Source organism: Isoptericola variabilis 225 (assembly GCF_000215105.1).
Taxonomy (GTDB): Bacteria; Actinomycetota; Actinomycetes; order Actinomycetales; family Cellulomonadaceae; genus Isoptericola; species Isoptericola variabilis_A.
The window spans coordinates 1,821,349-1,847,503 of sequence record NC_015588.1 but is presented as its reverse complement, the minus strand read 5'-3'; the positions used below and the strand labels follow the sequence as shown (position 1 = coordinate 1,847,503).

Here is a 26,155-nt window from a genome sequence, read left to right as displayed (position 1 = left end):
TCTGTGTCGGGCGTCACCGTAGCATGGGGATTTACCGACTGGACAGTTAAATGAACGCGACGGCGATGAACTCTCTGGATAGGCTGCTGTCGTGACACAGGTGGCGGCCCGACGGCCCGGACGTCCTCGCGCCGGCAGCGAGGACAAGCGCGAGCGGATCCTCCAGGAGGCCTTCGCGCTGTTCGCCGAGCGAGGCTACGCGGCGACGTCGCTCCGCGACATCGCCGAGGCCGCCGAGATCTCGAAGGCCGGGGTGCTGCACCACTTCGGGTCCAAGGAGGCGATCTACTCCGAGGTCCTCGACCGCCGAGACCAGCGGGACTTCGTCGGCATGGAGGCTTTCGACGGCGACACCTGGGCGTTCCTCGAGCGATGGGTCGAGCTCGTCGAGCACAACAGCGGCCAGCCCGCCATGGTCCGCCTGTACAGCGCGATGGCCGTGGACGGCGTCGACGCCGATCACCCGGCGCACCAGTGGCTCCACCAGCACTTCGTTCGGGCCGTGCAGGAGACGGCCGCGGTATTCGAGCGCGGCAAGGGGCTCGGCGTCGTCCACTCCGACGCGCCGTCGCGCGAGCTCGCGCGCACGATCGTCGCGCTGTCCGACGGCATCCAGCTGCAGTGGCTGTGCGCGCGGGCCGACGAGGAGGCCGAGGGCGGCGAGCCCGGGGCGGCGCCGCTCCACGCCGGGGTGCCGGTCGACATGGCCGCGCACATGCGGCTCGTCGTCGACCTCATCCGGTCCCGCTGGGGCACGACGCCAGCGACGGCGTAGCGCCGCGGCCACAGATCGGGTCTGTCCGATCAACGGTGGGCGGGGCTCGGCATCCTTCAGTTGCTCGAGGGGTTGATGCGCCCCTCGAAGGTGATCGCGAACGCGTTCAGCGCGGCCTTCCACCTGATGACCTATCGTGCCCGACCGCGGCCGGTGGGGTCCAGGGAGCGGGTGACGAGGTAGAGGCACTTCAGTGCCGCGGCGTCGTTCGGGAAGTGGCCTCGGGCGCGCACCGCTCGCCGGTAGCGGGCGTTGAGGGACTCGATCGCGTTCGTGGTGCAGATGATCTTGCGGATCTCAACGTCGTAGTCCAGGAAGCCGATGAACTCCCCCCACGCGTTGCGCCACAGCCTGACCGCGGCCGGGTACTTGCCCGCCCATTTCGCGGCGAACTCGTCCATCCGCATCTCGGCCTGCTCGGCGTTCACGGCCGTGTAGATCGGCTTCAGGTCGCGGGCCATCGCGTCCCAGTCCTGGCGGGCCGCGTACCGGAAGGTGTTACGGATCAGATGGATCACGCACGTCTGGACCTGCGCCAGCTCCCACGTGGTGGTGATCGCCTCCGGAAGGCCCCTGAGCCCGTCGCAGACCGCGATGCACACGTCGGCCACGCCCCGGTTCTTGATCTCGGTCAGCACGTTCAGCCAGAACTTCGCGCCCTCGCCGCCGTCGCCGGCCCAGATCCCCAGGATGTCGCGCTCCCCGCGGGTGGTGACCCCGATGACGACGTAGAACGGCTTGTTCGTGACCTGCCCGTCGCGGACCTTGACGACCAGAGCGTCGATGAAGATCACGGGGTAGACCTCGTCCAGCGGCCGGGTCTGCCACTCGGCCATCTCGGCCACGACCCTTGTCCGTGATCCGGCTGACCGTGTCCTTGGAGACGCTCGCGCCGTAGACCTCGGCGAAGTGCGCGCTGATCTCCCCGGTCGTCAGCCCCCGCGCGGTCAGCGACAGCACCAGCTCGTCGACACCGGTCAGACGCCGCTGACGTTTGCGCACGATCGCCGGCTCGAAGCTGCCGTCCCGGTCGCGAGGCACGTCGATCTGCACCGGGCCGATCTCGGTCAGCACCGTCTTGGGCCGGGTTCCGTCGCGCTCGTTCGTCCCCGTCATGGCCTCCCGCTCGCCCGGCGGGTAACCCAGGTGCTCGGTCAGTTCCTCCTCCAGCGCCGTCTCCAACACCTGCTTCGTCAGCCCGGTCAGCAGACCGTCCGGCCCGACCAGGTCGATCCCCGCCGCCTTCGCCTGAGCGACCAACTGCTGTGCCAGCGCCTGCTTCTCGTCATCGTCGAGCGTCACGGGCTCGACGATCTCGGTCACTCTGCCTGCTTCCCGCCAGACACCACGTCCAGCGTGTCAGGCCGAGACCCACCCACCGTTAATCAGACAGACCCCACGTCATAGACCCCCGACCTGCCTGGCAGGTCGGGGGTCTTGCCGTTGCGGGAGGGACGAGGGCCGTGCTCGGGGGACCCGGAACGCGACACGACTCCTCGGCGCTCCAGCCAGCGAAGTCACGCCTCGAAGCGGTACCCGGCTCCGGGGTGCGTGAGGATGTGGCGCGGGTGGGCGGGGTCCGCCTCGAGCTTGCGTCGCAGCTGGGCGGTGTACACGCGCAGGTAGTTGGTCTCGCTCGAGTAGGCAGGTCCCCACACCTCGTGCAGGAGCTGCTGGCGGCCCACGAGGCGGCCGCGGTGGCGCACGAGGACCTCGAGCAGCGCCCACTCGGTGGGCGTGAGCCGGACGTCCTGCCCCGCGCGGGAGACGACGCGCCGCGCCAGGTCGATGCGCAGGTCGCCGGCCTCGACCACCGGCTCGGCGTCCTCGGCGGGTTGCGCCCGGCGCACCGCGGCGCGCAGCCGCGCCAGGAGCTCGTTCATCGCGAACGGCTTCGTCACGTAGTCGTCGGCCCCGGCGTCGAGCGCGGCGACCTTGTCGTCGCCGAGCTGGCGCGCCGACAGCACGACGATCGGCACGCGGCTCCAGCCCCTCACGCCGGTGATGACGTCGAGCCCGGCCAGGTCGGGAAGACCGAGGTCGAGCAGGACGACGTCGGGGTGGGCGGTCGCGGCCGCGCTCAGGGCGTCCGCCCCGGTCGCCGCCGTCGTCACCTGCCAGCCGTGGGCGCGCAGGTTGATGGCGAGCGCGCGGGTCAGGCCCGCGTCGTCGTCGACCACGAGCACGTGGTTGCCCGACGCCGGTGCCCGTCCGTCCTGCCGCTCGCTCACAGGTCGATCCCATCACGGCCGTCCGCGGCGCGCGGCGCCTCGGTGGCGGCGGCCCGGGGGACGCTCAGCGCCATCGTCAGGCCGCCGCCCGGCGTGTCACGCGCGACCAGCTCCGCACCGATGGCGCGGGACAGGCCCGCCGCGACGGCGAGGCCGAGTCCGAGCCCGTCGGCCCCGGTGTCGTCGAGGCGCTGGAAGGGCTCGAACATCGTCTGCCGGCGCGCACGCGGCACGCCAGGACCGGTGTCGACGACGCGGAGCTCGACGCGGTCGGCGCTCGCGGACGCGGTGACGAGAGCCGGCGCTCCGTCGGGGGCGTGGCGCACCGCGTTGGACACCAGGTTGGCGACGACACGTTCGAGCAGGCCGGCGTCGGTGTGCACGAGCGGGAGGTCCTCGGGCACGTCGAGCGCGATCGCGTCGAGCCAGGGCTCGACGGCGAGGGGCACGACCTCCTCGAGGCTGGTCGGGCGCAGCACGGGGTGCACGGCTCCCGTCTGCAGGCGGGAGATGTCGAGCAGGTTGCCGATGAGACGTTCGAGGCGGGTGGTGGACTCGGCGATGGTGCCGACGAGGGCCTCGCGGTCGTCGGGGTGCAGGTCGACGTCGTGCGCGGCGAGACCGTCCACGGCCGCCCGGGTCGCGGCCAGCGGGGTGCGCAGGTCGTGGGACACGGCGGCGAGGAGCGCGGTCCGGGTCGCCTCGGCGAGCTCGAGCGCGTGCGCCTGCTCGGCGCGCTCGCGCAGGCGGCGGTGCTCGAGCACGATCCCGGCCTGTGCGCCGAACGCCTCGACGGCCTGCCGGTCGGCGGCCGACAGCGGCCGACCGCGCAGCAGCAGGCGGCGCAGCGGGTCGATGCGCACCTCGGTCTCGGCGTCGACTCCGGCCCGGCGCGCGCCCCCGCCGGCGGGCGGTTCCTGGGGACCGTCGGCGGCCGCGACGGCGTGCCAGGGCGCGCCTTCGTCGTCGCGTTCCTCGAGGCGCGCGTGCGCGACGGGGAAGGTCTCCGCGACCCGCTCCACGACGGCCTGCGCGGTGTCCTCGCCCGAGAGCACCGACCGCGCGAGCGCGGCGAGGGCCGAGGCCTCGGCGCGGGCGCGGGCGGCCTGGGCGGTGCGGCGCGCGGCGAGGTCGACGACGGACGCGACGGCGACCGCGACGACGACGAACACGGCGAGGGCGAGCGCGTTCTCGGGCTCCGACACGTGCAGGCGACCCACCGGCTGGGTGAAGAACCAGTTGAGGCACAGGTTGGACACGACGGCGGTCGCGACCGCGGGCCACAGACCGCCGACCAGCGCCACGGCGACCACTCCCGCGAGGAAGAGCATGACCTCCTGGGCCAGGGCGACGCGGTCGCTGTCGACGACCGAGAACCCGGCCGTGAGCGCGACCGGCAGCAGCAGCGCCAGCACCCATCCGAGGGCCAGGCGTGCGGGGGCCAGGAGCGTGGGCCGGGTGCGCCGTCGTGCGCTCATGGGATCAGTGTGGTGCACCGAGCGTCGTGGCAGGAGCGCCCGCCGGGCGTGCGCGGGGCGCGACGGCGCCCTTTGACGGAACCTTGACGGCCACGCCCGGACCTCTGACAGGACCTTGACGGCCTGCCCGGCCCGCCGGTGCCGCGCGAGGACAAGACTGGTACATCGTGCGTTTCCCTCGCCCGCAGCCCGACGTCGTCCGCCACGACGGGCGCCCGACCCCCCGGGCGTCGGGCCCCTCCCCGGCCAGCCTTCGACGTCGGCCCGCCCAGCTGGTCACCCTGGGCTTCGTCGGCGCGATCGCCGTCGGCACCCTCCTTCTCTCCCTGCCCGTCGCGTCGACGGGCCGGCGGGCGACGTTCGTGGAGGCCCTCTTCACCACGACGTCCGCGGTCTGCGTCACGGGCCTCGTGGTCGTGGACACCGAGACGTTCTGGACGCCGTTCGGGCAGGTCGTCATCCTCGCCCTGATCCAGGTGGGCGGGTTCGGGGTCATGACCGTCGCGTCGCTGCTGGGCGTGCTCCTGACGCGCCGGCTCGGCCTGAGCACGCGCCTCGTCGCGGCCGAGTCCACGCACACCGTGGGTCTGGGCGACGTGCGGCGCGTCCTGCTCGGGGCGCTGCGCCTCACGGTCGTCGCCGAGGCGCTCGTCGCGTCGGTGGTCGCCGCCCGCCTCATGGTGTCCTACGACGAGAGCCCGGCTCACGCGGCGTGGTCCGGGGCGTTCCACGCGGTCTCGGCGTTCAACAACGCCGGGTTCTCGCTGTACTCGGACTCGCTCGTCCGGTTCGTGGCCGACCCGTGGGTCTGCCTTCCGATCTGCGCCGCCGTGATCGTCGGAGGGCTGGGCTTCCCGGTCCTGCTGGAGCTGTGGCGGCTGCACCGGTCGGGCGACGGTCACCTCCTGCGGCCCCGGTGGTGGAGCATCCACTCCCGGATCACGGTGGGCACGACGGCGGTGCTGCTGACCGTCGGCACGCTCGTCTTCCTGCTCGCCGAGTGGGGCAACCCACGGACGTTCGGACCCCTCGACGTGCCCGGCAAGCTCCTGGCCGCGTTCACCCAGGCCGTCATGCCGCGCACCGCCGGGTTCAACTCGGTGCCGACGAGCGAGCTCAACAACGGCACGTGGTTCTTCACGGACATCCTCATGTTCATCGGTGCCGGATCCGCCGGCACCGGGGGAGGCATCAAGGTCGGCACGTTCGCCGCGCTCGCGTTCGTCATCTGGTCCGAGCTGCGCGGCGACCCCGACGTCGAGGTGTTCGACCGGCGGCTCGCCGTGACGACCCAGCGACAGGCGCTCACCGTCGCGCTCCTCGGCGTGGCCGCCGTGGTCGTGCCGACCTTCGTCATGACGGTGACCACGACGACGTTCGCCCTCGACGCGATCCTCTTCGAGGTCGTCTCGGCGTTCTCCACCACCGGGCTGTCGACCGGGATCACGGCGTCGCTGCCGGCGTGGGACCAGCTCATCCTCGTGGTGCTGATGTTCGTCGGCCGGCTCGGCCCGATCACGCTCGGGACGTCCCTGGCCCTGCGCGAGCGACGACGGCTCTACCGCAGGCCCGAGTCGGCGATGATCATCGGCTAACCGCTCCGTCGACAGGTCCGGCTCTCTCAGGGACGAGACGGCGGCTCGCCGTCGGGAGGGTGGAGCTGCGGACGGCGTCGGGCTACGCGCGACCGCCCATGCCGGCGTCGCGTGCGCGGGCGACCAGCTCGGCTCGGCTGGCGGCGCCGGTCTTGGCCAGCAGGTCGCTGACCCGGTTCTGCACCGTCTTGACCGACAGGTGCAGACGGCCCGCGATGGCATGGTTCCCCAGCCCCTGAGCGACGAGCTCGAGCACCTCGGCCTCGCGCACCGTCAGTGAGGCAAGGCCCGGCGGTGGCGCCGTCGTGCCAGCTCCTCCGCGCGCGTCGGCCGCGGCCCGCAGCACGCGTGCACCCACGTCCCCGTTCAGGACTGTGTCTCCTTCGGCGACGGCGTGCACGGCGCGGACGATCGACCCGGGCGCCGCGCCCTTGAGCACGTAACCGCGCGCCCCGGCGGCCAGGGCGCGCCGGACCGACGTGTCGTCGTCGTGCATCGTGAGGACGAGGACGGCGACGTCGCTGCGGTTCGCCAGCAGGGCACGGGCGGCCGCGGCCCCGTCGAGGCCGGGCATGTCGAGATCGGCGACCACCACGTCGACGGCGGTACGGCCGGCCACCTCGAGCAGCTGGGCGCCGTCCGCGGCGGTCCCCACGACCTCGATGCCGGGGGCGGTGTCGAGCAGCAGGCGCAAGCCGTCGAGGAACACCGGGTGGTCGTCGGCGATCACGACGCGGACGGTCACGACGTCACCGCCCTGACACCCGCCGGCGAACCGTGCCGCGCGGGGATCTCGGCCCGCACGCGCACGCCACCGGTCGCCGGCTCGCTCAGCTCCAACCGGCCGCCGAGCGCCTCGACGCGCTCGGCCATCGCCCGCCGGCCGACGCCGGGCGGCTGCCCGCGCAGTCCGACGCCGTCGTCGACGACCTCGAGCGAGACGCCCGTGCCGAGCGGGCGCAGGCTCACCGTGCACCGGGACGCCCGCGCGTGCCGCGCGACGTTGCGCACGGCCTCGCCCACGATCCGGTAAAGGGCGATCTCGACCGCCGCGTCCAACGGCGGAAGCGGGGCGGGCGCGTCGAGCGTCACCTCGAGCCCGGGACCGGAGGACCGTTCGACGAGCTCGACGAGCGCGGTGCGCAGGTCGGTCTCCGCGAGCGCGGAGGGCCCCAGCTCGTCGACGAGCCGCCGAACCTCGACGACGGCGGCTTCCGCCGATTCACCGACCGAGGCGAGGACCCGGTCGATCTCACCGGGCGGCGTCTGGGTTCCCAGCAGCTGGCGTGCGGCCTCGACGCGCATCGAGATCGAACCGAGCAAGGGGCCGAGCGAGTCGTGCAGGTCCCGCTGCAACCTGGCGCGCTCCTCCTCGCGCACCCTGCGCAGGCGGTCGAACCGCCGCGGTAGGTCCAGGTCCCACAGTCCGCGCCGGACGACGGCGTGCGCCACTGTCGCCGGGAGCACGAGCCAGGCCAGCCCTTCCAGCACCGCGCCGACGCCCGACAGCGGCGCGAGCGGCGTGGCGACCGCGAGCAGCGCGAGCGCCAGCACGACGTGGCGCAGCCGCGCACGCTCGCCGCTCGGCGCCTGCCGCCACCGGAGCACGAGGGCTGCCGTCCCGCCGAGCAGCAGCAGCGGTTGGATCGTGAAGACCACGCCGAGAGCGACGTCGAGCGGTCCGGCGAGCGCGACCAGCCCGACAGGGTTCGTGCGCGGTGCGAGCTGGGTGGCCGCGAGGGGTCCGGGCACGAGCGCCGTGGTCACGACGCCGGCCGCACCCCAGACGAAGGCGGCCGCCTCGACGCCGCGCCAGCGCCCGGACGGCAGTGTGCCGTCCGGGAAGCGGAGCAGGAGCACGACCGCCAGGACCTGCATCGGCAGCCAGGCCCAGTTCGTGAGCCATCCCAGCGGCGTTGCCGTGCCGTGCCCCTCCTGGTGGGCGAGCACCGCCAGGACGAGGACCAGTCGTCCGCCGACGCCGGCCAACCCGGTGCCGATCAGGAGCCACGCCATCGGGCCACCGGGCTTGAGGGTCGCCAGCAGAGCACCGGTGGCCGCCAGCACGACCATGCCGAGCACGAACGGTGCCGTGGCCACCGACGCGGCGCCGGCCGCGTGGCCGAGCTCCGGGATGCGGGCCGCGGCAGAGAGCACCACGACCGCGCCGGAGGCGGTCGCCGCCGCCGCGGCGACCGCCGCCGACGGGACGATCCTGGTGGTCACCACCGCCATGGGCGTAACGGTAGTGTCGGCTCGGGCGCCCGGGCGGGGTGGCCGACGGATTTCACCTGTTCCGCTCACCGCCTGCGCAGCGCGGCGAGCGCCGCCCACACGAGCCCCGAGCCGACGAGCACGTTGGAGAGCGGCCCGACCGCGGGGATCGCGACCGCACCGACCACCAGCAGCACGACGGCGGCGCGCGGGAAGACGCGACGTCGCCACGCCGCCACGCCGAAGGCCACGGTCGCCACCATGGCGAGGACACCGGCCCCGAGCGTGGGCACGAGCAGGACGGCGTCCGGCGGAGTGTCGAGCAGCTCGGGGGCGTGCGTCACCAGGAACGGGTTGACGAAGGCCAGCACGAAGCGGGCGCACGCATCGAGGGCCGCCGCGGCCCCCGCCAGCACGAGGACGGGCGCGGGCAGCGTCCGTCCGGCGGTGCCGCGCACGTCCGCGAGCCGAGGATAGATCTGGCTGAGGGCGACCAGGGCGACCGTCCAGACGACGTAGTGCACGAGATGAGCGCCGGTCCCGGCGATCTCGGAGTACGGCCGCGGGTCGAACATCATCCGAGGCCCGAGGGTGAGGCCGTTCACGGCGAGCAGACCGCCGGCCCCGGCGAGCGCGACGAGGGCTCGGCGGGCGCTGGTGGCGGCGTGACGGGCGGGCGCGGGAGGCGTGGCCGTCGACGTGGGTGCGGGCGTTGAGGGGCTGGACATCACGTACCTCCTCGATCGGGATGCGGGCACGCTCCACGCTGCAGCTCCCGGCTTCCCGTGCACAGGAGCACTCGTTCCCGGGCCTTCCCGGGAATCACCTCCGGCCGCCGGGACGTCGACCCGAGGCCGCCACCACGGGCCGATGATCAGCGGCCGGTGCTGGTCACGCGCGCGTCGCGACCTGGTGCAGGCCGAGGACGGACAGGTGCTCTTGTACAGGGCCAGGCGCTGCGGGTCGGGTACGGTGCTGGATGCGAGCGAGTGCTCGGGAAAATCAGAATACGAGTAATCACTCGTGTTGTCGACGAGGAAGAGGTGGATGCAGAGATGGCCGACGACGGGGCGGACCGACGGGCGCCCAAGCGCCAGGCGCGCGGCGAGCGGCGCATCGCCCAGATCATCGACGCGGCCGCGGAGCTGTTCGCCGAGAACGGGTACGAGTCGGTGACGACGAACGCGATCGCGGCGAGGGCCGGGATCTCGCCGGGCTCCCTCTACCAGTTCTTCGCGAACAAGGACGCCATCGTGCGCGCCCTGACCGAGCGATACGTCAGCGAGCTGTCGTCCGCGCACACCGCGGCGCTCGAGGGCGACGACCTCGCCGCCCTTCCCCTGGACGCGCTCGTCGACACGGTCCTCACCCCGCTCGTCGAGTTCAACCGCAGCCATCGGGCGTTCAAGGCGCTGTTCGCCCGCACGGGCATGCCCCAGACGTTGGAGCAGGCCACCGCGCCGTTGCACCAGGGCATGCTCGACCGGATCACCGCCCTGCTCGTAGTCCGGTCGCCCGGGACGCCGGAGCAGGACGTGCGCCGGGTCGCCCTCGTCACCGTCCAGGTCGTGAAGGCGCTCATGCCGCTGGCCGCCGGCACCGAGCACGAGGACCGCGCCTGGTACGACGCCCAGCTGCGCCTCGTGCTGGTCTCCTACCTGGCCGGGGCGCTCGGCGCACCGGGCGACCGCGCGGGCGCGCGCTGACGGTCCCGGCCGTCTCCGCGTGGCGTTCGCGGGGAGATCAGGCCCCGGTCGGTGCGCCGTCCAGGGCCGGGCCGGCGCCGGCGAGAGCACGCTCGACGAGCGCACGCGAGGCCTCCCACAGCAGCCGTGCCTCGTCCGCGCTGTGCGACAGCGGTGACGACTCCGCGAGCGTGCGTCCGGCGACGTACGCCCCGGTGACGCCCTCGAAGCGGCGGGAGTCCACCATGTCGGCCAGCGTCGCCGACGACCGCCGTGCCGTCCCGGCGCCGGGGACGAGCGCGGCCACGGCCGGGGCGAGGAGCCGGTAGGCGGCACGGGCCGCGGGCGCGTAGTCGCGCGCGAGGGCCGTGCCCGGCATGAGCCCGGGGTCGAAGGCGTTCGCGGCGATCCGCCGGCCGGCGGATCGCCGTGCGAGCTCACGGACGAAGAGAAGGTTCGCGAGCTTGGACGTGGCGTACCGCACGCGGCCGGCGGTGGCGGACGCGTCGGCCCGCCGCGGGTCGGCGAGCTCGACGGGATCGCGCCAGCGCGGCCCGGGGAAGCCCAGCGCCCGCTCAGGTCCCCAGTGGGTGCCGCTGCTGACCACCACGACGCGCGCAGCCGGGCCGAGGTGGTCGAGCAGCGAGGTGACGAGGTGGTGGTGGCCGAGGTGGTTCGTCGCGAACGTCAGCTCGTAACCGTCCGCGGAGGTCCGGACGCCGTCGACGACCTGGACCGCGCCGTTGGCCACGATCGCGCGCAACGGGGGCCGCGGGGCGCCGCCGTCGCGGAGCAGCTCGACCGCGCGGCTGACCGACCGCAGCGCGGCCAGGTCGATGTGCATCGCCTCGACCCGGGCGCCGGGGACCCGGCGTCGGACGTCCTCGGCGGCTGCCGCCCCGCGGGCGGCGTCGCGGTGCCCCATGACGACGTGCCAGCCGCGCTGGGCGAGGCGTCGTGCGGTGTGCAGGCCGAGCCCGGACGTCGCTCCGGTGATGACCACGGTCGAGTCAGGCATGGGTGATGACCTCGTCTCGGTGAGAAGTTCCCGCGACGGTGGCGCGGGCGGGCCTGTCGTCTCCTTCACGGAGGCCGATGCGTGCGTGCAGCCGCCGCAGCGGGCCGGGCGCCCACCAGTTGAGCGGGCCCGCGAGGCGCATGGTCGCGGGCAGGAGGACGCCGCGGATGACGGTGGCGTCGACGAGGACCGCGAGCGCCATCCCGATCCCGAGCTGCTGGAGGAACGTCACGTCGCTCGTGGCGTACACCGCGAAGGACGTCGCGAGGATCAGCGCGGCCGCGGTGACCAGCGGCGCCGAGCGTGCGATGCCGCGCGGCACCGAGCCGACGACGTCGCCCGTGCGGTCGTAGTCGGCCTTGATCCGGGCGAGGAGGAAGACCTCGTAGTCCATCGACAGCCCGTAGGCGATGCAGAACATCAGCAGCGGGATGCTCGGCTCGATCGTCCCTGTCGCCGTGAACCCGAGGACGCCCGCGAGCCCGCCGTCCTGGAAGCCCCACACCAGGACGCCGAACATCACCGTCAACGAGAGCAGGTTCAGCGCGGACGCCTTCAGCGGGGCCACCACCGAGCCGGTCATGAGGAACAGGACCAGGAAGGTGACGAGGACGATGAGGGCTCCGACCAGCGGCAGGCGTTCGACGACCCCGTCACGGTAGTCGGCCAGCTCCGCGGGGTAGCCGCCCACGAGCACGTCGCCGGCGGGGGAGGGCAGCGCCCTGACGTCCTCGACGAGGCCGGTGGGGTCCGCCGCGAGCCGCTGCCCGGTCGGCAGGACGGCGAACCAGGTCCCCGTGCCGCCGTCGTCGGCGGCGTACCGGTCCGGGCCGCCCGGCCCGGCTTCGGCGACCCGCGCGCCGTCGACGAAGGCGCCGGCGGCCGAGTCGACCCGTTCGACACCCTCGACCGCGGACAGGCGCGCGGCGTGCTCGGCGACGGCCGGGTCGCTGGGCTCCAGCGCAGGGGCCACGACGTGGACGACGTCGGCGTCCTCGGTGGTGAACTCCTCCCGGACGGTGTCGTACATCGCTCGCACGGGCTGGCTCGCCGGGAGCACGCGGTCGTCGGGCGCTCCGAACGTCACGCCCAGGGCGGGCGCTCCGAGAAGCACCAGGAGGAGCAGTGCGGCACCACCCGACGCGACGGGGCGGCGCATGACGCCGGTGGCGACGCGGAACCAGAACCCGCCGTCGACGGGCGGAGCGGCGTGCCGCCGGGCGGCACGGTGCCCCAGCAGCCGCAGTCCCGCAGGCAGGACGACGACCGCGCCCGCGACGGCGGTGAGCACCACCGCGATGCCGGCGTAGGCGAACGAGGAGAGGAACGGGAACGGGAAGACGAACAGCACGGCGAGGGACGCGGCGACCGTCGCGCCGCTGAAGGCGACGGTGCGGCCGGCCTGGCTCACCGCCCGGCGGACGGCCGCGCCGACCGCCATGCCTGCGGCGAGCTCCTCCCGGTACCGGTACGTCACGAAGAGGCAGTAGTCGACGCCGAGACCGATGCCCATCACCAGGGCGATGTTGGCCGCGAACGTCGAGATCTCCGTGAACGAGGCGACGACGCGCAGGATGCCCAGCGTGCCGATCACCGAGAACACGGCGACCGCCAGGGTGAGGAGCGCGGGTGCGAGCCGGCGGTAGACCACCCACAGCAGGACGCCGACGAGGGGAACGATGACGAGCTCGGCGCGCAGGAAGTCGGTCCGTGCCTGCTCGGCCACGACGCGGAAGACCTCGTCGCCGCCACCCAGCCGGACGTCGACCGGGCCGCCGTCGGCGGGCGCCACGACGTCCTGCTCCAGGTCCGGGAGCACGTCGGACCGGACGTGGTCGGCGTCGCCGGGCACCCAGGCGAGCACCATGCCGTGCCGGCGGTCCTCGCTGGCCAACGTCGCGGGCGCCCCGGCGCTCCAGTACGACCACACGTCGCCGACGCCGGGGTGCCGGGAGAGCTCCTCGGTCAGCGCGGCACCCGCGGCGTCGACGTCCGCGTCGTCGACGGTGCCGTCCGTGGCCGTGACCAGCAGCGCGACGTTGGGACTCCCGGTGCCGAAGCGCTCCGCGAGCTCGGCACGTGCCGCGATCGACTGCGAGCCGGGGGCCTCGTAACGGTTGAGCGACAGGGCGTCGACGGCTCCTGCCGCCAGCGCACCCAGGACCACCGTGACGACGCCCGCCACGACGAGGACCACCACGGGAACACGAGTGACAAGACGCCCGATCACAGGCCGCCCCTTCCACGAGCCGCCGACTGAACACGAGCGACAAGTCGTGTTCTTTCCACGCTGGGACTGTACGAGCAATCGCTCGTGTTTGTCCAGGCCTCGGCCAGACGTCGTCCCGGGGGGTTCTGCCGGGACCTGCCTGCGCCCGCAGGTCCGGACGTAGCGTGGGCGCATGGACGATCGTGCGGAGGTCCGCGAGTTCCTCATGACGCGCCGTGCGCGGGTCACGCCGCAGGACGCGGGCGTCGAGACGTACGGGGAGCGCCGACGGGTGCCGGGGCTGCGGCGCGAGGAGGTCGCCCGGCTCGCGGGCGTGAGCGTCGAGTACTTCACGCGGCTGGAGCGGGGGAACCTGCGCGGGGTCTCGGACACCGTGCTCGACGCGATCGCGGGCGCGCTGATGCTCGACGGCGCCGAGCGGGAGCACCTGTTCGACCTCGCCCGCGCGGCGAACGCCACGGCCACCCGCCCTGCCCGGGCGCCCCGCGAGACGCCGGTGCGGCCGGAGCTCCAGTACCTGCTCGACGCCGTCACGGCCGCGCCCGCGTTCATCGTGAACAACCGGATGGACTGGTCGGCGCGAACCCGCTGGCGCTCGCGATGTACTCCGTGATGTTCCGGGGGGACGACGGGCCCGTGAACTTCTCGCGGCACATCTTCCTCGATCCCGGGGCGCGCGAGTTCTACCCCGACTGGGACCGCGCCGCGTGGACCAACGTCGCCATCCTGCGCCGGGAGGCGGGCCGCACCCCGCGCGACAAGCGCCTGACGGCGCTCGTCGGCGAGCTCTCCATGCGCAGCGAGGAGTTCCGCACGCTGTGGGCTGCCCACGACGTGCGCAAGCACTACGCGGGCGCGAAGAGCTTCCAGCACCCCGTCGTGGGACGGCTGGAGCTGAACTTCCAGTCCCTCGAGCTCGACGACGACCCCGGCCTCACCATGACGGTCTACACCGCGACGCCGGGCTCGCCGTCGGCGGACGCGCTGCGCCTGCTCGCCTCGTGGGCGGCCACGGAGGAGGCGCCGCGCATCCCCGGCGCGGCGACGTCCCCCCGCGCCGACGCCTGAGTCTCGACGCGCGGATCAGTCGGGCTCGACCACGCCGGCGTGGAACCCACCTTCGCCGAAGGTGGCCTCGACTGCCCCGGACTCGGGCAGGTCGACGAGGTCGCACCCCCTGGCCCCGCGACCCGTCTCGGACGAGTCAGGAATGCGGCACAGGAGGTGCGGTCCGGACCGCGGAATCCGGAAGTGCCCACGGTCGTCGACCGGCACCACGGCCGCATCGAGGTCGGCGACGTCGCCGGCGTCGAGGACGAAGCGGGTGTACGCGAGGTCGTGCTCGCGCTCGGGTGCCTCGGTGCCGACCGCCTGCCACAGGACGCGTAGGGACGCCTCGGGCACGGCGAGCATCGCACCGCCGCTGTCCGCGCTGGGCGGCAGCCCGGTGTCGTCGAGCAGGATCATGCGCCCGGTGACGCCGGGGCCCTCGGGCTGCGCGGGCTCGAGTGAGCCGGCGCATCCGCCCAGAACAGCTCCGCCGACGACGACCAGCGCCCAGCACACCCCTGGCGACGCAGGGTTGCGAGCCGGGTCGGCGCTCACGATCGGCGGGTCCACTCGAGCAGCCGGTCCACGGGCCAGGTGGTGACGATCCGCTCGGCGGGCACGCCGAGGCGCTCGGCCCGCTCGGCGCCGTGGTCGATGAAGCCGAGCTGTCCCGGCGCGTGGGCGTCGCTGTCGATCGCGAACAGGCAGCCGGCGTCGAGCGCGACGCGGACGAGGTCGTCGGGCGGGTCCTGGCGCTCGGGGCGCGAGTTGATCTCCACGGCGACGCCGTGCTCGGCGCAGGCCGCGAACACGCGCTCGGCGTCGAGCTGCGACGGTGGCCGCAGGCCGCGGGAGCCCTCGACGAGCCGCCCGGTGACGTGCCCGAGGACGTCGACGTGCGGGTTGGCGACCGCGGCCAGCATGCGCCGCGTCATCCGCCCGGCGTCCGCCCGCAGGTCCGAGTGGACGCTGGCCACGACGACGTCGAGCCGGTCGAGCAGCTCGTCGGTCTGGTCGAGGCCGCCGTCCTCGAGGATGTCGACCTCGATGCCCGTGAGCAGCCGGGTGTCGCGGCCGGCGAACGTGGCGACGACGTCGAGCTGCTCGACCAGGCGCTCGGCGCTCAGCCCGCGGGCCACCGTCAGGCGCGGGGAGTGGTCGGTCAGGGCGACGTACTCGTGGCCGAGGTGCTCGGCGGCCGCGAGCATCGTCGCGATCGGCGTCGTCCCGTCGGACCAGTCGCTGTGGCAGTGCAGGTCGCCGCGCAGCAGCCCGCGCAGCGCGCTCGTGCCCGTGCCGGCCGACTCCGCCCGACGGCGCAGCTCGGCGAGGTAGTCGGGCACGCGGCCCTCGAGCGCCTGGGTGACGACGGCGAACGTCGACGGCCCGATGCCCTTCGTGCGCCGCAGCCGCGCCGGGTCGCGCAGGTGGTCCTCGCTCAGCCCCGCGACGACGTCGGCCGCGGTGCGGAACGCCTTCGACTTGAAACGGCTGGACCGCTCGCGCTCGAGCAGGAAGGCGATCTCGGTGAGGGCCTCGAGCGGGTCCATGGTGACCCAGTCTGTCCTCCGAGCAGGTGCGCCGCACGACGGCGCCGGACGACGCCGGACGAGGTGAAGTCGTGGACGAGGGGCAGACGGCGCGCGAGCGCGGGCCCTACCCTGGGATCGGCTCGTGACTCCTGGAGGGCGCGCGATGGGCATCGTGACTCGTGGGTTCGGAGGACGCCGTCCGGAGCCCGGGCGGCCGCTGCCGCCCGGCCAGTTCCTCACCGACGACTTCCCGGTGCTCTCGGCCGGCCCGACGCCGGACGTGCCGACCGAGACGTGGGAGCTGACGGTCACGACCGAGGCGGGCGAGGCCGCGCGGTGGTCGTGGGCCGAGCTCATGGCGCTCCCGGCCGAGGACGTCGTCGTCGACATCCACTGTGTGACCCGGTGGTCGAAGCTCGACACCCGCTGGCGCGGCGTCTCCCTCGACACGCTGCTGGCCGACGTCGAGACCACGGGCGAGTTCGTGCTCGCCCGCTCCTACGGCGGGTACACGACGAACCTGCCGCTCGAGGACCTGCTCGACGGCAGGGCGTGGATCGCCTACGAGCACGAGGGCGAGCCGCTCGACCCGGTGCACGGCGGGCCGGCGCGACTCCTCGTCCCGCACCTGTACTTCTGGAAGAGCGCGAAGTGGGTGCGCGGACTGGAGATCCACGACGTCGACGAGCCGGGGTTCTGGGAGACGTACGGCTACCACTCCTACGGCGACCCGTGGCTCGAGCAGAGGTACGCGTGAGCGGCACGTGGCACGTCGGCACGGTCGTCGACGCGCCCCGTGTCACCCGCACCGCGCGGGCGATCACGCTCGAGGTCCCCGGGTTCGGCGGCGCGCTCGCGGGCCAGCACGTCGACCTGCGCCTGACGGCGGCGGACGGCTACCAGGCGGTGCGCTCGTACTCGCTCTCCGACGTCGGGACCGACGAGCGGGTCGACGTCCTCGTGGACCGCGTCCCGGGCGGCGAGGTGTCGACGTACCTCGTCGACGACCTGCAGGTCGGGGACCGCATGGAGGTCCGCGGCCCGCTCGGCGGCTACTTCGTCTGGCGGCCCGACGACGCGGGCCCGGTCCTGCTCGTGGCCGGCGGGTCGGGTCTCGCGCCGCTCCTGGCGATGCTCCGCGCGCGCCGCAGGAGCGGCAGCCGGGCGCCGTTCCGCCTCGTGCACTCGGTGCGCACGCCCGACGACGTGCTCTTCCCCGACGAGCTCGGCGACGGCACGCCCGGAGTCACCGTGACCCTCGTGCACACGCGCACCGCTCCGGCGGGCTCGCCGCGCCCGGCCGGCCGCATCGTCAAGGACGACCTCACCGCGCCCGGCTTCGACCCGGCCGACGCCCCGACCGTCTACGTCTGCGGCTCGACCGGCTTCGTGGAGGCGGCTGCGACCCTCCTCACCGAGCTGGGGCACGACCCCGCACGCGTGCGGACCGAACGCTTCGGAGGTGCCTGATGCCCGCGCCCGACCTCGTGACCCTCGACGGCAACGCTCTCGACGGCAACGCCCTCGCGGGCCGGCTCGCCGTGCTGGGGTCGCTCGACGTCACGAGCGCGACCGTGCGGTGCGCCGGCTGCGGTCGCACCGGCGCCGGTGCGCAGATGCGCGCGTACGTCTCGGGGATGGGGGCCGTCGGGCGCTGCCCGGGGTGCGACGCCGTCCTCGTCGTCGTGGTCGAGCACCCGTCCGGCACGCGCGTCGCGATGCCGGGCGTCGCGTGGATCGGCGACCTCGAGCCCTGACGCTCGTGGTGCGGTGCGCGCGGCGCACGGCGCACGGCGCGGGTGAAATCCGTTGCCCCGCCGTCGGGACCGCGCGACCGTGGTGCCATGAGCGTGCGCACCGTCGTCCTGGTCGAGGGCGCGAGCGACCGCGCCGCCGTCGAGACGCTCGCCGCCCGCCGCGGCCTCGACCTGGCGGCGGTGGGGGCCGTCGTCGTGACCATGGGCGGCGCGGGCGGTGCGACCCGCGCGATCCGCGCCGCCGTGAGCCAGGGTGCCGCGGTGTGCGGCCTGTACGACGTCGGCGAGGAGGGCTTCGTCGCTCGCGCGCTGCTGCGGCACGGGCTCGCCGTCGCCGGCACGCGCGCCGAGCTGGCCGCGCTCGGCTTCCACGCCTGCGACCGGGACCTCGAGGACGAGCTCGTGCGCGGGCTCGGCGTCGAGGGCGCGCTCGCGGTCGTCGTGCAGGAGGGCGAGGGCGACCGGTTCCGCACCTTCAGCGGGCAGCCGGAGTGGCGCGGCCGGCCCGCGGCCGAGCGTCTGCACCGGTTCTGGGGCACGACGGCGGGCCGCAAGGAGCGCTTCGGGCGGGCGCTCGCGGCCGCCGCGCCCGTCGAGCCGCCGCCGATCGCGGCGCTGCTCGACCACGTCGCCGTCGGGGCGGGCGAGCGCACCGGGGGTGGAGCGTGACCAAGTACGGGTGGATGTACCGGGTCGGCTTCCGGCCCTGGGAGGGGTACCGGGAGGCGGCCTCGCGGAGCGTGACCCGGGTGCTCGACCGCGAGGAGGTCGACCGGCCCCGGCCGCTGGGACGCGCGCTCGACCTCGGCTGCGGGCGCGGCCAGTACACCCCCGAGCTCGCCCGGCGCGGCTGGGAGGCGGTCGGCGTCGACCGCGAGCGCCGGGCGATCGAGGACGCGCGCCGGCTGGGTCCCCCGGAGGTGACCTACGTCGTCGGCGACGTGGGAGCTCGACGCGGTCGACCCCGCCGAGACCGTGGGGCTCGGGTTCCCCATGAACCTCACCTCCCCGCGCTGGTACCGGCTGCGCCGCCCGGCGCGCTGACGGGCCGACGGGCGTCGGGGGGACAGGCGCACCCTCCCACGCCGGCACGTCCGCGCCTAGGCTCGCGCCCATGGATCACGTGCCCGTGGACAGGGACGCGACGCCGGGCCCTGCGCGCCGGCTCCTCGACAGGCTCCGCAGCGAGGAGGGCAGCGCGCTGCTGCTCCTCGGGGCCGCGCTGGTCGCGCTGCTGTGGGCGAACTCGCCGGTGTCCGGCGCGTACGTGCACCTGTGGGAGACGCCGGTCGTCGTCGAGGCCGGCGCCCTGCGCTTCGACATGGACCTGCACCACTGGGTCAACGACGGCCTCATGGTCGTGTTCTTCTTCGTCGTCGGTCTGGAGGTGCGCCAGGAGCTGGCGCTCGGCTCGCTGCGCCAGCGCCGCCACCGGCTCGTGCCGCTCGTCGCCGGCACCGTCGGCGTGCTCGTCCCTGCGGCGATCTACCTCGCCGTCGCGGGCGGGACCGCCCCCGAGGGCTGGGGCGTCGTCGTCGGCACCGACACCGCGTTCCTGCTCGGGGTGCTCGCGCTCGTCGGGCCCGCCATGTCCAACCAGCTGCGGGTCTTCCTGCTCACGCTGTCGGTGGTCGACGACTTCCTCGCGGTGACGATCATCGGCGTCGTCTACTCCGACGAGGTGCGCGTCGGCCCGCTGGCGCTCGCGGGCGCGTGCCTCGTGGTCCTGTGGCTGCTCGGCCGCACGCGCGAGTGGCGCAGCGGCCCGTACGTCGTCGCGGTCGTCGTGCTGTGGGGCGCCACCGTGCAGGCGGGCGTCCACCCCTCGCTCGCGGGCATGCTCGCCGGCCTGCTGGTGCCGGCGGCGGCGACCGAGCGCACCGCCGTGCTGCACGCCAAGAGCCTCTTCCGCGACTACTGGCAGTCGCCCGACGCCGGGGCGGCACGCACCGTCCGGCTCGGTCTGGCGCGCTCGATCTCGGTCAACCAGCGCCTGCACGAGGCGCTGCGTGCGCCCGTGTCGCTCGTCGTGGTGCCGGTCTTCGCGCTCGCCAACGCGGGCATCGACCTGCGCGGCGACGCGCTGGGCGCGGCGTTCGGCTCGGTGGTGCTCTGGGGCGTCGTCGCGGGTCTCGTCGTGGGCAAGCTCGTCGGGATCTGCCTCGGCACGTGGGCCGCGCTGCGCATGCGCCTCGGCGGCCTGCCCGACGGCGTGGGGCCCGGCAGCGTCGTCGGGGGAGCAGCGCTCTCGGGCATCGGCTTCACCGTCTCGCTGCTGATCGTGGACCTTGCGTTCGACGACGAGGCGGCCGCGCAGGCCGCGACCGTCGGCGTCCTCGTCGCGATGGTGGCGTCCTCGCTCGTCGGCTGGGCCGCGTTCCGGGTCGCCCGGGTGCGGTTCGGCGAGACCAGTGCCGACCTGCCCGTGACGCTCACCCCGCCCGTCGACGTCGGGCGCGACCACGTGCACGGCAACCCCGAGGCGCCGTTCACGGTCGTGGAGTACCTCGACTTCCAGTGCCCGTTCTGCGCCCGCGCGACCGGCACGTGGGCCGACCTGCGCGACCACTTCGGCGACCGCATCCGCTACGTGGTGCGGCACCTGCCGCTCGAGGACGTCCACCCGCAGGCGTTCGTCGCGGCGCTCGCGGCCGAGGCAGCGCACCGGCAGGGCCGGTTCTGGGAGATGCACGACGTCCTGTTCGCCAACCAGGCCCGGCTCGAGCTCGAGGACCTGCGCGGGTACGCGGCCGAGCTCGGGCTCGACCTCGAGCGGTTCGACGCCGACCTGGCGGACCCCGAGCTCGCCGAGCGAGTCCGCTCCGACGCCGAGAGCGGCGGCGCCGGCGGCGCGCGAGGCACGCCGACGTTCTTCCTCAACGGCGTGCGGCACCGCGGCCCGCACGACGCGCGCACGCTGGTCGCCGCCCTCGAGGCGTCGACCCCGGACGTCAGCGCCCGGCGCCGGTCGTGAGCTGCTCCTCGCGCACGGCGGCGAGGTGCGCGTGGACGAGCGGCAGCACCGACGCGCCCTCGCCGCTCGCCGACGCGACGCGCTTCATCGACCCGGAGCGCACGTCGCCGACCGCGAAGATGCCGCGGACGGTCGTCTCGAGGCTCGCCGGCGGGCGCCCGTCGCGCCACGCCTCGCGCGGCACGTCGCGGCCGGTGAGCACGAACCCGTCGTCGTCGAGCGCGACGCCGTCCGGCAGCCAGCCGCAGTCGGGCTGCGCGCCGAGCAGGCAGAACAGCCCGTCGGCCGACGTGACCGTGTCGGCGCCCGAGTCCAGGTCGCGCAGCCGCAGCCACCGCAGGCGGCCGTCGCCGCCGCCGTCGGACACGACCGTGCGCGTGCGGACGGTGATGTTGGGCGTCGCGGCGATCTCGCGCACCAGGTAGTCCGACATCGTCTCGGCCAGGCTCGCGCGCCGCACGAGCATCGTCACCGCGCCCGCGAACCGGGCCAGGTGCACCGCGGCCTGGCCCGCGGAGTTCCCGCCCCCGACGACGTAGACGTCGCGGTCCTGCATCTCGCGGGCCATCGACGTCGCGGCGCCGTAGTGCACGCCCGCGCCCACGAGCTCTTCGACGCCGGGCACGTCGAGGCGCCGGTAGGCGACGCCCGTCGCCAGCACGACCGTGCGGGCGCACAGGTGGGCCCCGTCCACGTGGACGTGGTGGTGCTCGGGCTCGTCCGCCGGGCCGGGCTCGATGCGGGTCGCGGGACGCCCCGTGTAGAAGCGGGCGCCGAACCGGCCGGCCTGGACGCGCGAGCGCTGCGCGAGCCGCATGCCCGAGATGCCGCGCGGGAAGCCCAGGTAGTTGCGGATCATCGAGCTCGAGCCGGCCTGTCCGCCGATCGCGTCGCGCTCGAGGTCGACCGTCGTCAGGCCCTCCGACGCCGCGTAGACCGCGGCGGCCAGCCCCGCCGGGCCGGCGCCGACGATGACGACGTCGGCGACCTCGCCCTCGGGGATCGAGTCGAACCCGCCGTACATCGCCTCGGCGACGGCGCCGGGCGTCGCGGCGGCCAGCACGCGGCCGTTGATCGCGCGCACGACGGGCAGCCGGGCGCCCGGCCCCGCGGCGTCGAGGATGGCGCGGGCGTCCTCGCCGTCGGGCGCGAGCGTCCGGTTCGGGATGCCGAGCCGGTCCAGCAGGTCGCGGATCGCCGCCGCGGTGCGGTCGCCCGGCTCGGCGACGACGTCGCTCGCGGTCACGGTCGGGCGCGCGACCGACCACACCCACTCGCTGAGCAGCTCGACGAGCGCGGTGTGGAACTCCTCGTCGCGCGGGCCGCGCGGGATCCCGACGAACGTGTCGAGCTCGCGACGCGGCAGCGCGGCGCGCAGGTCGTCGAGCGCGTCGGCGTACTCCTCGACGGGCACGAGCGCGACGCGCCGGGCGGTCGAGACGACCGCCGGGACCTGGTGCAGCAGCTCGGCCGCGGTCCCGTCGGGCAGGCGGTGCTCGGCGGCGACCATCGCGATCGGCACGCGCCGCGCGACGAGCGCCCGAGCCGCGTCGAGCGCGTCGGCGCAGCTGCCGGCGGTCTCGATCCGGTAGTCGCGGTCGTAGCGCGCGCGGAACTCCCGCTCCACGGCGTCGGCGTGGTCGCCGCCGACCAGGAGGATGACCGGCCTGTCGTCCATGCCCGTCAGCGTAGGTCCCCGGTGTCGGGCCTCTCCACGAAGCCGCCGGCGTCGCTCGTGCCCCACACGGCGGACTCGTCGTCGACGCGGTGCTCGACGCCGCGACGCCGCGCCTCCTCGCGGCCCGCGGCGACGGCCTCCTCGAGGCTCGCGAACGAGCCGCCGACGACATGCCCGAGGACCTCGTTCACCCAGGCGCCGTCGCGCGGCGCGGTGTGCACGTCGTCGTCGGGCACGCCGGCAGGCTTGGCGGTGCTGTCGGTCACGGTGTTCCTCCGTCCGGTCGAGATCGTCAGTGTCGGCTGCCTGGCGCCCGCCCGCCATCGCGCGGGCCGGGCGCCTATCGTGGCGGGGTGCCCACCCGGCTGCTGCTGCTCAGCGACACGCACGTGCCCGGCCGCGCCCGCGCGCTCCCGGAGCAGGTGTGGCGCGCCGTCGACGCGGCCGACGTCGTCGTGCACGCCGGCGACTGGACGACGCCGGACCTCCTCGACGCGCTCGACGCCCGCGCCGCCCGGCTCGTCGGCGTGGCCGGCAACAACGACGGGCCCGAGCTGCACGCGCGCCTCGGCGAGGTCGCGCGCGTGGAGGTCGAGGACCTGCGCGTCGCGGTCGTGCACGAGACCGGCCCGAAGCAGGGGCGGGAGCGGCGCGCGGACGCCGCGTTCCCCGAGACCGACCTGCTCGTGTTCGGCCACAGCCACGTCCCGTGGGACACGGTCTCGCCCGCGGGAATGCGGCTGCTCAACCCCGGGTCGCCGACCGACCGGCGGCGGCAGCCGGTGTGCACGTACGTGACGGCGACCGTCACGGGGAACCGGCTGGACGACGTCCGGCTCGTGCCGGTCGGGCGCTGACACCGCCGACCCGGGAGCCACCGGGGTGCCGCTCAGCAGGCCGGGCAGGGCGACGGTGCGCGGCCGGGGCGTACGGCCCGGGCGGCCCGGGCCGTCGACCGGACGCCCGACCGTGCCCGGCGCGCGAGCGTGCCGGCGGCGGCCGAGACCGCCTCGGCCACGGTCGCGCGCCGCGGGTGGACGCGGAACGTCGCCGTCGCGGCCGCGTCGGTCACGACGTCGGCGACGCGCTCGCCCGCGCAGCGTCCGTACTTGGCGACGTACGCCTCGTCGAGCACCGCGTGCACCTCGGGCGCGGCCTCGGCGAGCGCGACCGGGCGCCCGCCCGCCGCGACGTGCCCGCCGTCCAGCACCGCACCCGCCCAGGCGGCGTCGGTGCCTGGCGCGGGGCGGACGTACAGCTCACGGCCGAGGCGCACGACCCAGGTCCGCACGGGCCGCTCGGCGCGGGCCGTGCGCAGGGTGAGGGTCGGTGCGGACGCGAGCGTGGTCAGGTCCTCGAGGGTCCAAGCGGTCATGCGTTCTCCTCCTGGTGCGTCTCGGTGGCGGCCCAGGTGGCGAGGAGCTTGAGGGAGTCCTCGGCCGGCGAGCCGGGCGGCGCGGTGTAGACGTTGAGCTGCAGCCCAGGGTCGGCGGCGAGCTCGAGCGCCTCGAACGACAGCTCGAGGCGGCCGACGGCCGGGTGGAAGAGCACCTTGGTGCCGGTCCGGTGGTACTTGACGTCGTGCGACGCCCACAGGCGCCGGAAGTCCTCGCTGCGCGTCGACAGCTCGCCGACGAGCGCAGTGAGGCCCGTGTCGAACGGGTTGCGTCCCGCCTCCGCCCGCAGGACGGCGACGACGTCGTGCGACGTCCGGGCCCAGTTCTCGCCCCAGTACTCGCCCGCGCGCGGGTCGAGGAACAGGAAGCGGGCGAGGTTGACGGGCTCGGCCGACGCGCGGCCAGGCGTGCCGAAGAGCGGCGAGTAGAGCGCGCGACCGAGGGCGTTCGACGCGAGGACGTCGAGGCGCCCGTTGCGCACGAACGCGGGCAGCCCGACCATCGCGTCGAGCACCTGCTGGACGACGGGGCGCACGGTCGCCGGGGACGTGCGCGGGGCGCGCCTGCGGGCGGGACCCGAGGCGTTCGCGGCGCGCGCGAGGTGGAACAGGTGCGCGCGCTCCGCCTCGTCGAGCTGCAGGGCGTCGGCGACGGACTCGAGCACGGGCTCCGAGACGCCGCCGAGGTTCCCGCGCTCCATCCGGGTGTAGTAGTCGACGCTGACCCCGGCGAGCATCGCGACCTCCTCGCGACGCAGGCCCGGGACGCGCCGGTTGCCGCCGTACGCGGGCAGGCCTGCCTTGTCCGGGGTGAGGCGGGCACGCCGGGTGGCGAGGAACTCGCGCACCTCCGCCGTCAGGTCCATGCCCTCGACGGTACGTGCGGGCCGCTGGTCGAGGGAGGGACTGTCGATACCGGGCTCGTCCGGCCCTCCGAGGCGGGGCCACGGATCCCGGCGCCGCTCCCCGCGGGCGAGCCCTAGGATGCGTCGTGACCGGCGCGGCACCGCGCCCGTGCGAGAGGGAGACCGGGATGCGGCAGCGCGGTGACGTCCACGTCGAGCAGGGCGGCGCGCTCTGGGTCATGGAGGGCGAGATCGACAACGCCGTCCGCGAGCGCCGGGAGGCGCAGCTGCGCGACGCGGCGGCCGGACGCCGCATCACCGTCGACCTCACGCGCGTGACGTTCATGGACTCCGGCGGCCTGCGGCTGCTCTACCACGCGGCGGAGCACAGCCCCGAGCCCCCGGTGCTGCGCGGCGTGCCGCACCACGTCGCCGAGCGGCTCGACGTCGCGGGTGCCACGACGATGTTCGTCGTGGTGCCGCGCGAGAGCTCGCAGGGCTAGCCCGGGCGCGCGCGCCGCCTTGCCTCGGCGAATGCTTCGCGGCAGAGTCTGGTGTGACGCACCTCACGCCGGTGTGGGGCGCGTCGCGGAGGAGGTGCCGAGTGACGACCACCGAGTTTGCGACGCTACGCCGCTCGATCGAGCAGCTGCGCGCCAGCGTCGCCGAGGTGCGCAGCGCCTTCGGTGACGCGCCCGAGGTGCGCCGGCTGGTGAACGACCTCGAACGTCTCGAGATCGACGCCGGCGAGCTCGCCTCGAGGCCCCTCAGACGGACGCACCCGGACGACGCGCCGCACGTCGTCGTCCCCGACACCCCGCTGGACGAGACCATGTGGAGCGACGCCGACGACGAGGGCGTCGGCGGCTACCACGGCGACCGCGCGTGACCGCGACGGCGCGAGGCGTCGAGTCCCGCGGCCGCGCCCAGGTGGGCGTGGGGAACCTGCGGACCGACCGGTGGTGGCTCGCGCCGGCGGCCACGGCCCTCGGGCTGCTGGTCTTCGTCGTCTACGGCGGGGTGCGGGCCTTCCAGCAGCAGTACTTCTTCGCCGACGAGCGGTACCTGACGCCGTTCTACTCGCCGTGCGTGTCCGTCGGGTGCGCGTCCGAGCCGGGCGCGGCCCACTTCGGCACGTTCCTGCCCGACCACCCGCTCATCCCGTACGCGGCGCTGAGCCTGCCGTTCCTCCTGCTGTTCCGCCTGACCTGCTACTACTACCGCAAGGCGTACTACCGGTCGTTCTGGCTCTCGCCGCCGGCGTGCGCGGTCCCCGAGCCGCACGCCGCCTACACGGGCGAGACCCGCTTCCCCCTGGTCCTGCAGAACGCGCACCGGTACTTCTTCTACGTCGCGGTGCTGGTCTCGCTCGTCAACAGCTACGACGCGATCGTCGCGTTCCGGCACCCGACCGACGGGTTCGTCGTCGGCGTCGGCAACCTCGTGCTGCTCGTCAACGTCGTCCTGCTGTGGTGCTACACGCTCTCGTGCCACTCGTGCCGGCACGTGATGGGCGGGCGCCTCACGCACTTCTCGAAGCACCCCGTGCGGTACTGGTTCTGGACCAAGGTCTCCGCGCTCAACACGAGGCACATGCAGTTCGCGTGGATCACGCTCGGCACGCTGATCCTCACCGACCTGTACGTGATGCTCGTCGCGCGCGGGACGATCACCGACCTGCGGATCGTCGGATAGGA

Annotated in this window: 25 protein-coding genes and 3 pseudogenes; 14 read left to right on the top strand and 14 right to left on the bottom strand. The window is 74.5% G+C overall.

What is annotated here, in order from left to right; all coding sequences use genetic code 11:
• Window positions 1–91: 91 nt before the first annotated feature.
• Window positions 92–775: a TetR/AcrR family transcriptional regulator gene (locus ISOVA_RS08615; RefSeq protein ID WP_013838855.1), complete on the top strand. Its 684-nt coding sequence runs from the start codon at window positions 92–94 to the stop codon at window positions 773–775.
• A gap of 56 nt (window positions 776–831) precedes the next feature.
• Here the strand turns inward: ISOVA_RS08615 and ISOVA_RS08610 are convergent.
• From ISOVA_RS08610 to ISOVA_RS08600, 3 genes and pseudogenes are all read right to left on the bottom strand, one after another.
• Window positions 832–2,098, bottom strand: a pseudogene (locus tag ISOVA_RS08610) (IS256 family transposase).
• A 194-nt stretch (window positions 2,099–2,292) separates the two neighbouring features.
• Entirely contained in the window at window positions 2,293–3,006 is a 714-nt protein-coding gene (locus ISOVA_RS08605; RefSeq protein WP_013838854.1) for a winged helix-turn-helix domain-containing protein, read from the bottom strand.
• Window positions 3,003–4,484: a sensor histidine kinase gene (locus tag ISOVA_RS08600; RefSeq protein ID WP_013838853.1), complete on the bottom strand. Its 1,482-nt coding sequence runs from the start codon at window positions 4,482–4,484 to the stop codon at window positions 3,003–3,005. The genes ISOVA_RS08605 and ISOVA_RS08600 overlap by 4 nt, the downstream gene beginning before the upstream one ends.
• 167 nt (window positions 4,485–4,651) lie before the next feature.
• On the opposite strand from ISOVA_RS08600, the gene ISOVA_RS08595 reads away from it, so the two are divergent.
• A complete protein-coding gene (locus ISOVA_RS08595) occupies window positions 4,652–6,079 on the top strand; it encodes a TrkH family potassium uptake protein (RefSeq protein WP_013838852.1) in 1,428 nt (475 codons plus the stop codon).
• A gap of 82 nt (window positions 6,080–6,161) precedes the next feature.
• Here ISOVA_RS08595 and ISOVA_RS08590 read toward each other — a convergent pair whose 3' ends face one another.
• From ISOVA_RS08590 to ISOVA_RS08580, 3 genes are all read right to left on the bottom strand, one after another.
• Window positions 6,162–6,809 (bottom strand): response regulator, encoded by a 648-nt coding sequence (locus ISOVA_RS08590; protein WP_221927806.1) that lies wholly within the window; start codon window positions 6,807–6,809, stop codon window positions 6,162–6,164.
• Window positions 6,810–6,820: 11 nt separating this feature from the next.
• Window positions 6,821–8,314 carry a sensor histidine kinase gene (locus ISOVA_RS08585; protein ID WP_013838850.1) on the bottom strand — a complete coding sequence of 498 codons (1,494 nt, stop codon included), beginning with the start codon at window positions 8,312–8,314 and terminating at the stop codon, window positions 6,821–6,823.
• Between the two features lie 65 nt (window positions 8,315–8,379).
• Entirely contained in the window at window positions 8,380–9,021 is a 642-nt protein-coding gene (locus ISOVA_RS08580; protein ID WP_013838849.1) for a hypothetical protein, read from the bottom strand.
• A gap of 327 nt (window positions 9,022–9,348) precedes the next feature.
• On the opposite strand from ISOVA_RS08580, the gene ISOVA_RS08575 reads away from it, so the two are divergent.
• Window positions 9,349–9,999, top strand: a complete 651-nt coding sequence (locus tag ISOVA_RS08575) for a TetR/AcrR family transcriptional regulator (protein ID WP_013838848.1) — start codon at window positions 9,349–9,351, stop codon at window positions 9,997–9,999.
• A 37-nt stretch (window positions 10,000–10,036) separates the two neighbouring features.
• On the opposite strand, the gene ISOVA_RS08570 is transcribed toward ISOVA_RS08575, so the two are convergent.
• Window positions 10,037–10,996 carry an SDR family NAD(P)-dependent oxidoreductase gene (locus ISOVA_RS08570; RefSeq protein ID WP_013838847.1) on the bottom strand — a complete coding sequence of 320 codons (960 nt, stop codon included), beginning with the start codon at window positions 10,994–10,996 and terminating at the stop codon, window positions 10,037–10,039.
• Window positions 10,989–13,193 carry an MMPL family transporter gene (locus tag ISOVA_RS08565; RefSeq protein WP_221927805.1) on the bottom strand — a complete coding sequence of 735 codons (2,205 nt, stop codon included), beginning with the start codon at window positions 13,191–13,193 and terminating at the stop codon, window positions 10,989–10,991. The genes ISOVA_RS08570 and ISOVA_RS08565 overlap by 8 nt, the downstream gene beginning before the upstream one ends.
• 205 nt (window positions 13,194–13,398) lie before the next feature.
• Between ISOVA_RS08565 and ISOVA_RS08560 the strand changes: the two are divergent.
• Window positions 13,399–14,294 (top strand): annotated as a pseudogene (locus ISOVA_RS08560) (helix-turn-helix transcriptional regulator).
• A 15-nt stretch (window positions 14,295–14,309) separates the two neighbouring features.
• Here ISOVA_RS08560 and ISOVA_RS08555 read toward each other — a convergent pair.
• Both ISOVA_RS08555 and ISOVA_RS08550 read right to left on the bottom strand, forming a co-directional pair.
• Window positions 14,310–14,693, bottom strand: a complete 384-nt coding sequence (locus ISOVA_RS08555) for a hypothetical protein (protein WP_013838845.1) — start codon at window positions 14,691–14,693, stop codon at window positions 14,310–14,312.
• A 134-nt stretch (window positions 14,694–14,827) separates the two neighbouring features.
• The gene (locus ISOVA_RS08550; protein ID WP_013838844.1) at window positions 14,828–15,826 is read right to left on the bottom strand and encodes a PHP domain-containing protein; all 999 of its coding nucleotides are present in this window, start codon (window positions 15,824–15,826) and stop codon (window positions 14,828–14,830) included.
• A 145-nt stretch (window positions 15,827–15,971) separates the two neighbouring features.
• On the opposite strand from ISOVA_RS08550, the gene ISOVA_RS08545 reads away from it, so the two are divergent.
• From ISOVA_RS08545 to nhaA, 6 genes and pseudogenes are all read left to right on the top strand, one after another.
• Complete coding sequence (locus ISOVA_RS08545; RefSeq protein WP_013838843.1) at window positions 15,972–16,565, top strand: sulfite oxidase-like oxidoreductase; 594 nt, start codon at window positions 15,972–15,974, stop codon at window positions 16,563–16,565.
• Complete coding sequence (locus tag ISOVA_RS08540) at window positions 16,562–17,278, top strand: FAD-binding oxidoreductase (protein ID WP_013838842.1); 717 nt, start codon at window positions 16,562–16,564, stop codon at window positions 17,276–17,278. The genes ISOVA_RS08545 and ISOVA_RS08540 overlap by 4 nt, the downstream gene beginning before the upstream one ends.
• Complete coding sequence (locus ISOVA_RS08535) at window positions 17,278–17,565, top strand: DUF6510 family protein (protein ID WP_013838841.1); 288 nt, start codon at window positions 17,278–17,280, stop codon at window positions 17,563–17,565. The genes ISOVA_RS08540 and ISOVA_RS08535 overlap by 1 nt, the downstream gene beginning before the upstream one ends.
• An 87-nt stretch (window positions 17,566–17,652) precedes the next feature.
• Window positions 17,653–18,234: a TOPRIM nucleotidyl transferase/hydrolase domain-containing protein gene (locus tag ISOVA_RS08530; protein WP_013838840.1), complete on the top strand. Its 582-nt coding sequence runs from the start codon at window positions 17,653–17,655 to the stop codon at window positions 18,232–18,234.
• Between the two features lie 14 nt (window positions 18,235–18,248).
• Window positions 18,249–18,497, top strand: a pseudogene (locus tag ISOVA_RS16055) (class I SAM-dependent methyltransferase); the annotation flags it as partial.
• Between the two features lie 182 nt (window positions 18,498–18,679).
• On the top strand, window positions 18,680–20,539 hold the full coding sequence (gene nhaA / locus ISOVA_RS08525) for a Na+/H+ antiporter NhaA (protein ID WP_013838839.1): 1,860 nt from the start codon (window positions 18,680–18,682) through the stop codon (window positions 20,537–20,539).
• On the opposite strand, the gene ISOVA_RS08520 is transcribed toward nhaA, so the two are convergent.
• Entirely contained in the window at window positions 20,517–22,217 is a 1,701-nt protein-coding gene (locus tag ISOVA_RS08520; RefSeq protein WP_013838838.1) for an NAD(P)/FAD-dependent oxidoreductase, read from the bottom strand. The genes nhaA and ISOVA_RS08520 overlap by 23 nt on opposite strands.
• A gap of 5 nt (window positions 22,218–22,222) precedes the next feature.
• Window positions 22,223–22,483 (bottom strand): DUF2188 domain-containing protein, encoded by a 261-nt coding sequence (locus ISOVA_RS16745; protein ID WP_013838837.1) that lies wholly within the window; start codon window positions 22,481–22,483, stop codon window positions 22,223–22,225.
• 87 nt (window positions 22,484–22,570) lie between these two features.
• On the opposite strand from ISOVA_RS16745, the gene ISOVA_RS08510 reads away from it, so the two are divergent.
• A complete protein-coding gene (locus tag ISOVA_RS08510; protein WP_013838836.1) occupies window positions 22,571–23,074 on the top strand; it encodes a metallophosphoesterase family protein in 504 nt (167 codons plus the stop codon).
• A gap of 32 nt (window positions 23,075–23,106) precedes the next feature.
• On the opposite strand, the gene ISOVA_RS15505 is transcribed toward ISOVA_RS08510, so the two are convergent.
• Window positions 23,107–23,592 (bottom strand): DUF2255 family protein, encoded by a 486-nt coding sequence (locus tag ISOVA_RS15505; RefSeq protein ID WP_013838835.1) that lies wholly within the window; start codon window positions 23,590–23,592, stop codon window positions 23,107–23,109.
• Window positions 23,589–24,479 carry a helix-turn-helix transcriptional regulator gene (locus ISOVA_RS08500; protein ID WP_013838834.1) on the bottom strand — a complete coding sequence of 297 codons (891 nt, stop codon included), beginning with the start codon at window positions 24,477–24,479 and terminating at the stop codon, window positions 23,589–23,591. Before ISOVA_RS08500 ends, ISOVA_RS15505 begins: the two co-directional genes overlap by 4 nt.
• 125 nt (window positions 24,480–24,604) lie before the next feature.
• Between ISOVA_RS08500 and ISOVA_RS08495 the strand changes: the two genes are divergently transcribed.
• From ISOVA_RS08495 to ISOVA_RS08485, 3 genes are all read left to right on the top strand, one after another.
• A complete protein-coding gene (locus tag ISOVA_RS08495) occupies window positions 24,605–24,961 on the top strand; it encodes an STAS domain-containing protein (protein WP_013838833.1) in 357 nt (118 codons plus the stop codon).
• A gap of 101 nt (window positions 24,962–25,062) precedes the next feature.
• Entirely contained in the window at window positions 25,063–25,347 is a 285-nt protein-coding gene (locus ISOVA_RS08490) for a hypothetical protein (protein WP_013838832.1), read from the top strand.
• The gene (locus ISOVA_RS08485; RefSeq protein WP_013838831.1) at window positions 25,344–26,153 is read left to right on the top strand and encodes a hypothetical protein; all 810 of its coding nucleotides are present in this window, start codon (window positions 25,344–25,346) and stop codon (window positions 26,151–26,153) included. The genes ISOVA_RS08490 and ISOVA_RS08485 overlap by 4 nt, the downstream gene beginning before the upstream one ends.
• The last annotated feature ends 2 nt before the right edge of the window (window positions 26,154–26,155 follow it).

Excerpts from the sequence above, each read along its gene's own strand:
- ISOVA_RS08585 (WP_013838850.1), bottom strand. The coding sequence starts at position 8,314 with ATGGCGGTGGTGACCACCAGGATCGTCCCGTCGGCGGCGGTCGCCGCG.
- ISOVA_RS08500 (WP_013838834.1), bottom strand. The coding sequence starts at position 24,479 with ATGGACCTGACGGCGGAGGTGCGCGAGTTCCTCGCCACCCGGCGTGCC.
- ISOVA_RS08545 (WP_013838843.1), top strand. The coding sequence starts at position 15,972 with ATGGGCATCGTGACTCGTGGGTTCGGAGGACGCCGTCCGGAGCCCGGG.
- ISOVA_RS15505 (WP_013838835.1), bottom strand. The coding sequence starts at position 23,592 with ATGACCGCTTGGACCCTCGAGGACCTGACCACGCTCGCGTCCGCACCG.
- nhaA (WP_013838839.1), top strand. The coding sequence starts at position 18,680 with ATGGATCACGTGCCCGTGGACAGGGACGCGACGCCGGGCCCTGCGCGC.
- ISOVA_RS08600 (WP_013838853.1), bottom strand. The coding sequence starts at position 4,484 with ATGAGCGCACGACGGCGCACCCGGCCCACGCTCCTGGCCCCCGCACGC.
- ISOVA_RS08550 (WP_013838844.1), bottom strand. The coding sequence starts at position 15,826 with ATGGACCCGCTCGAGGCCCTCACCGAGATCGCCTTCCTGCTCGAGCGC.
- ISOVA_RS08555 (WP_013838845.1), bottom strand. The coding sequence starts at position 14,693 with ATGATCCTGCTCGACGACACCGGGCTGCCGCCCAGCGCGGACAGCGGC.
- ISOVA_RS08530 (WP_013838840.1), top strand. The coding sequence starts at position 17,653 with ATGAGCGTGCGCACCGTCGTCCTGGTCGAGGGCGCGAGCGACCGCGCC.
- ISOVA_RS08580 (WP_013838849.1), bottom strand. The coding sequence starts at position 9,021 with ATGTCCAGCCCCTCAACGCCCGCACCCACGTCGACGGCCACGCCTCCC.
- ISOVA_RS08535 (WP_013838841.1), top strand. The coding sequence starts at position 17,278 with ATGCCCGCGCCCGACCTCGTGACCCTCGACGGCAACGCTCTCGACGGC.
- ISOVA_RS08575 (WP_013838848.1), top strand. The coding sequence starts at position 9,349 with ATGGCCGACGACGGGGCGGACCGACGGGCGCCCAAGCGCCAGGCGCGC.
- ISOVA_RS08520 (WP_013838838.1), bottom strand. The coding sequence starts at position 22,217 with ATGGACGACAGGCCGGTCATCCTCCTGGTCGGCGGCGACCACGCCGAC.
- ISOVA_RS08570 (WP_013838847.1), bottom strand. The coding sequence starts at position 10,996 with ATGCCTGACTCGACCGTGGTCATCACCGGAGCGACGTCCGGGCTCGGC.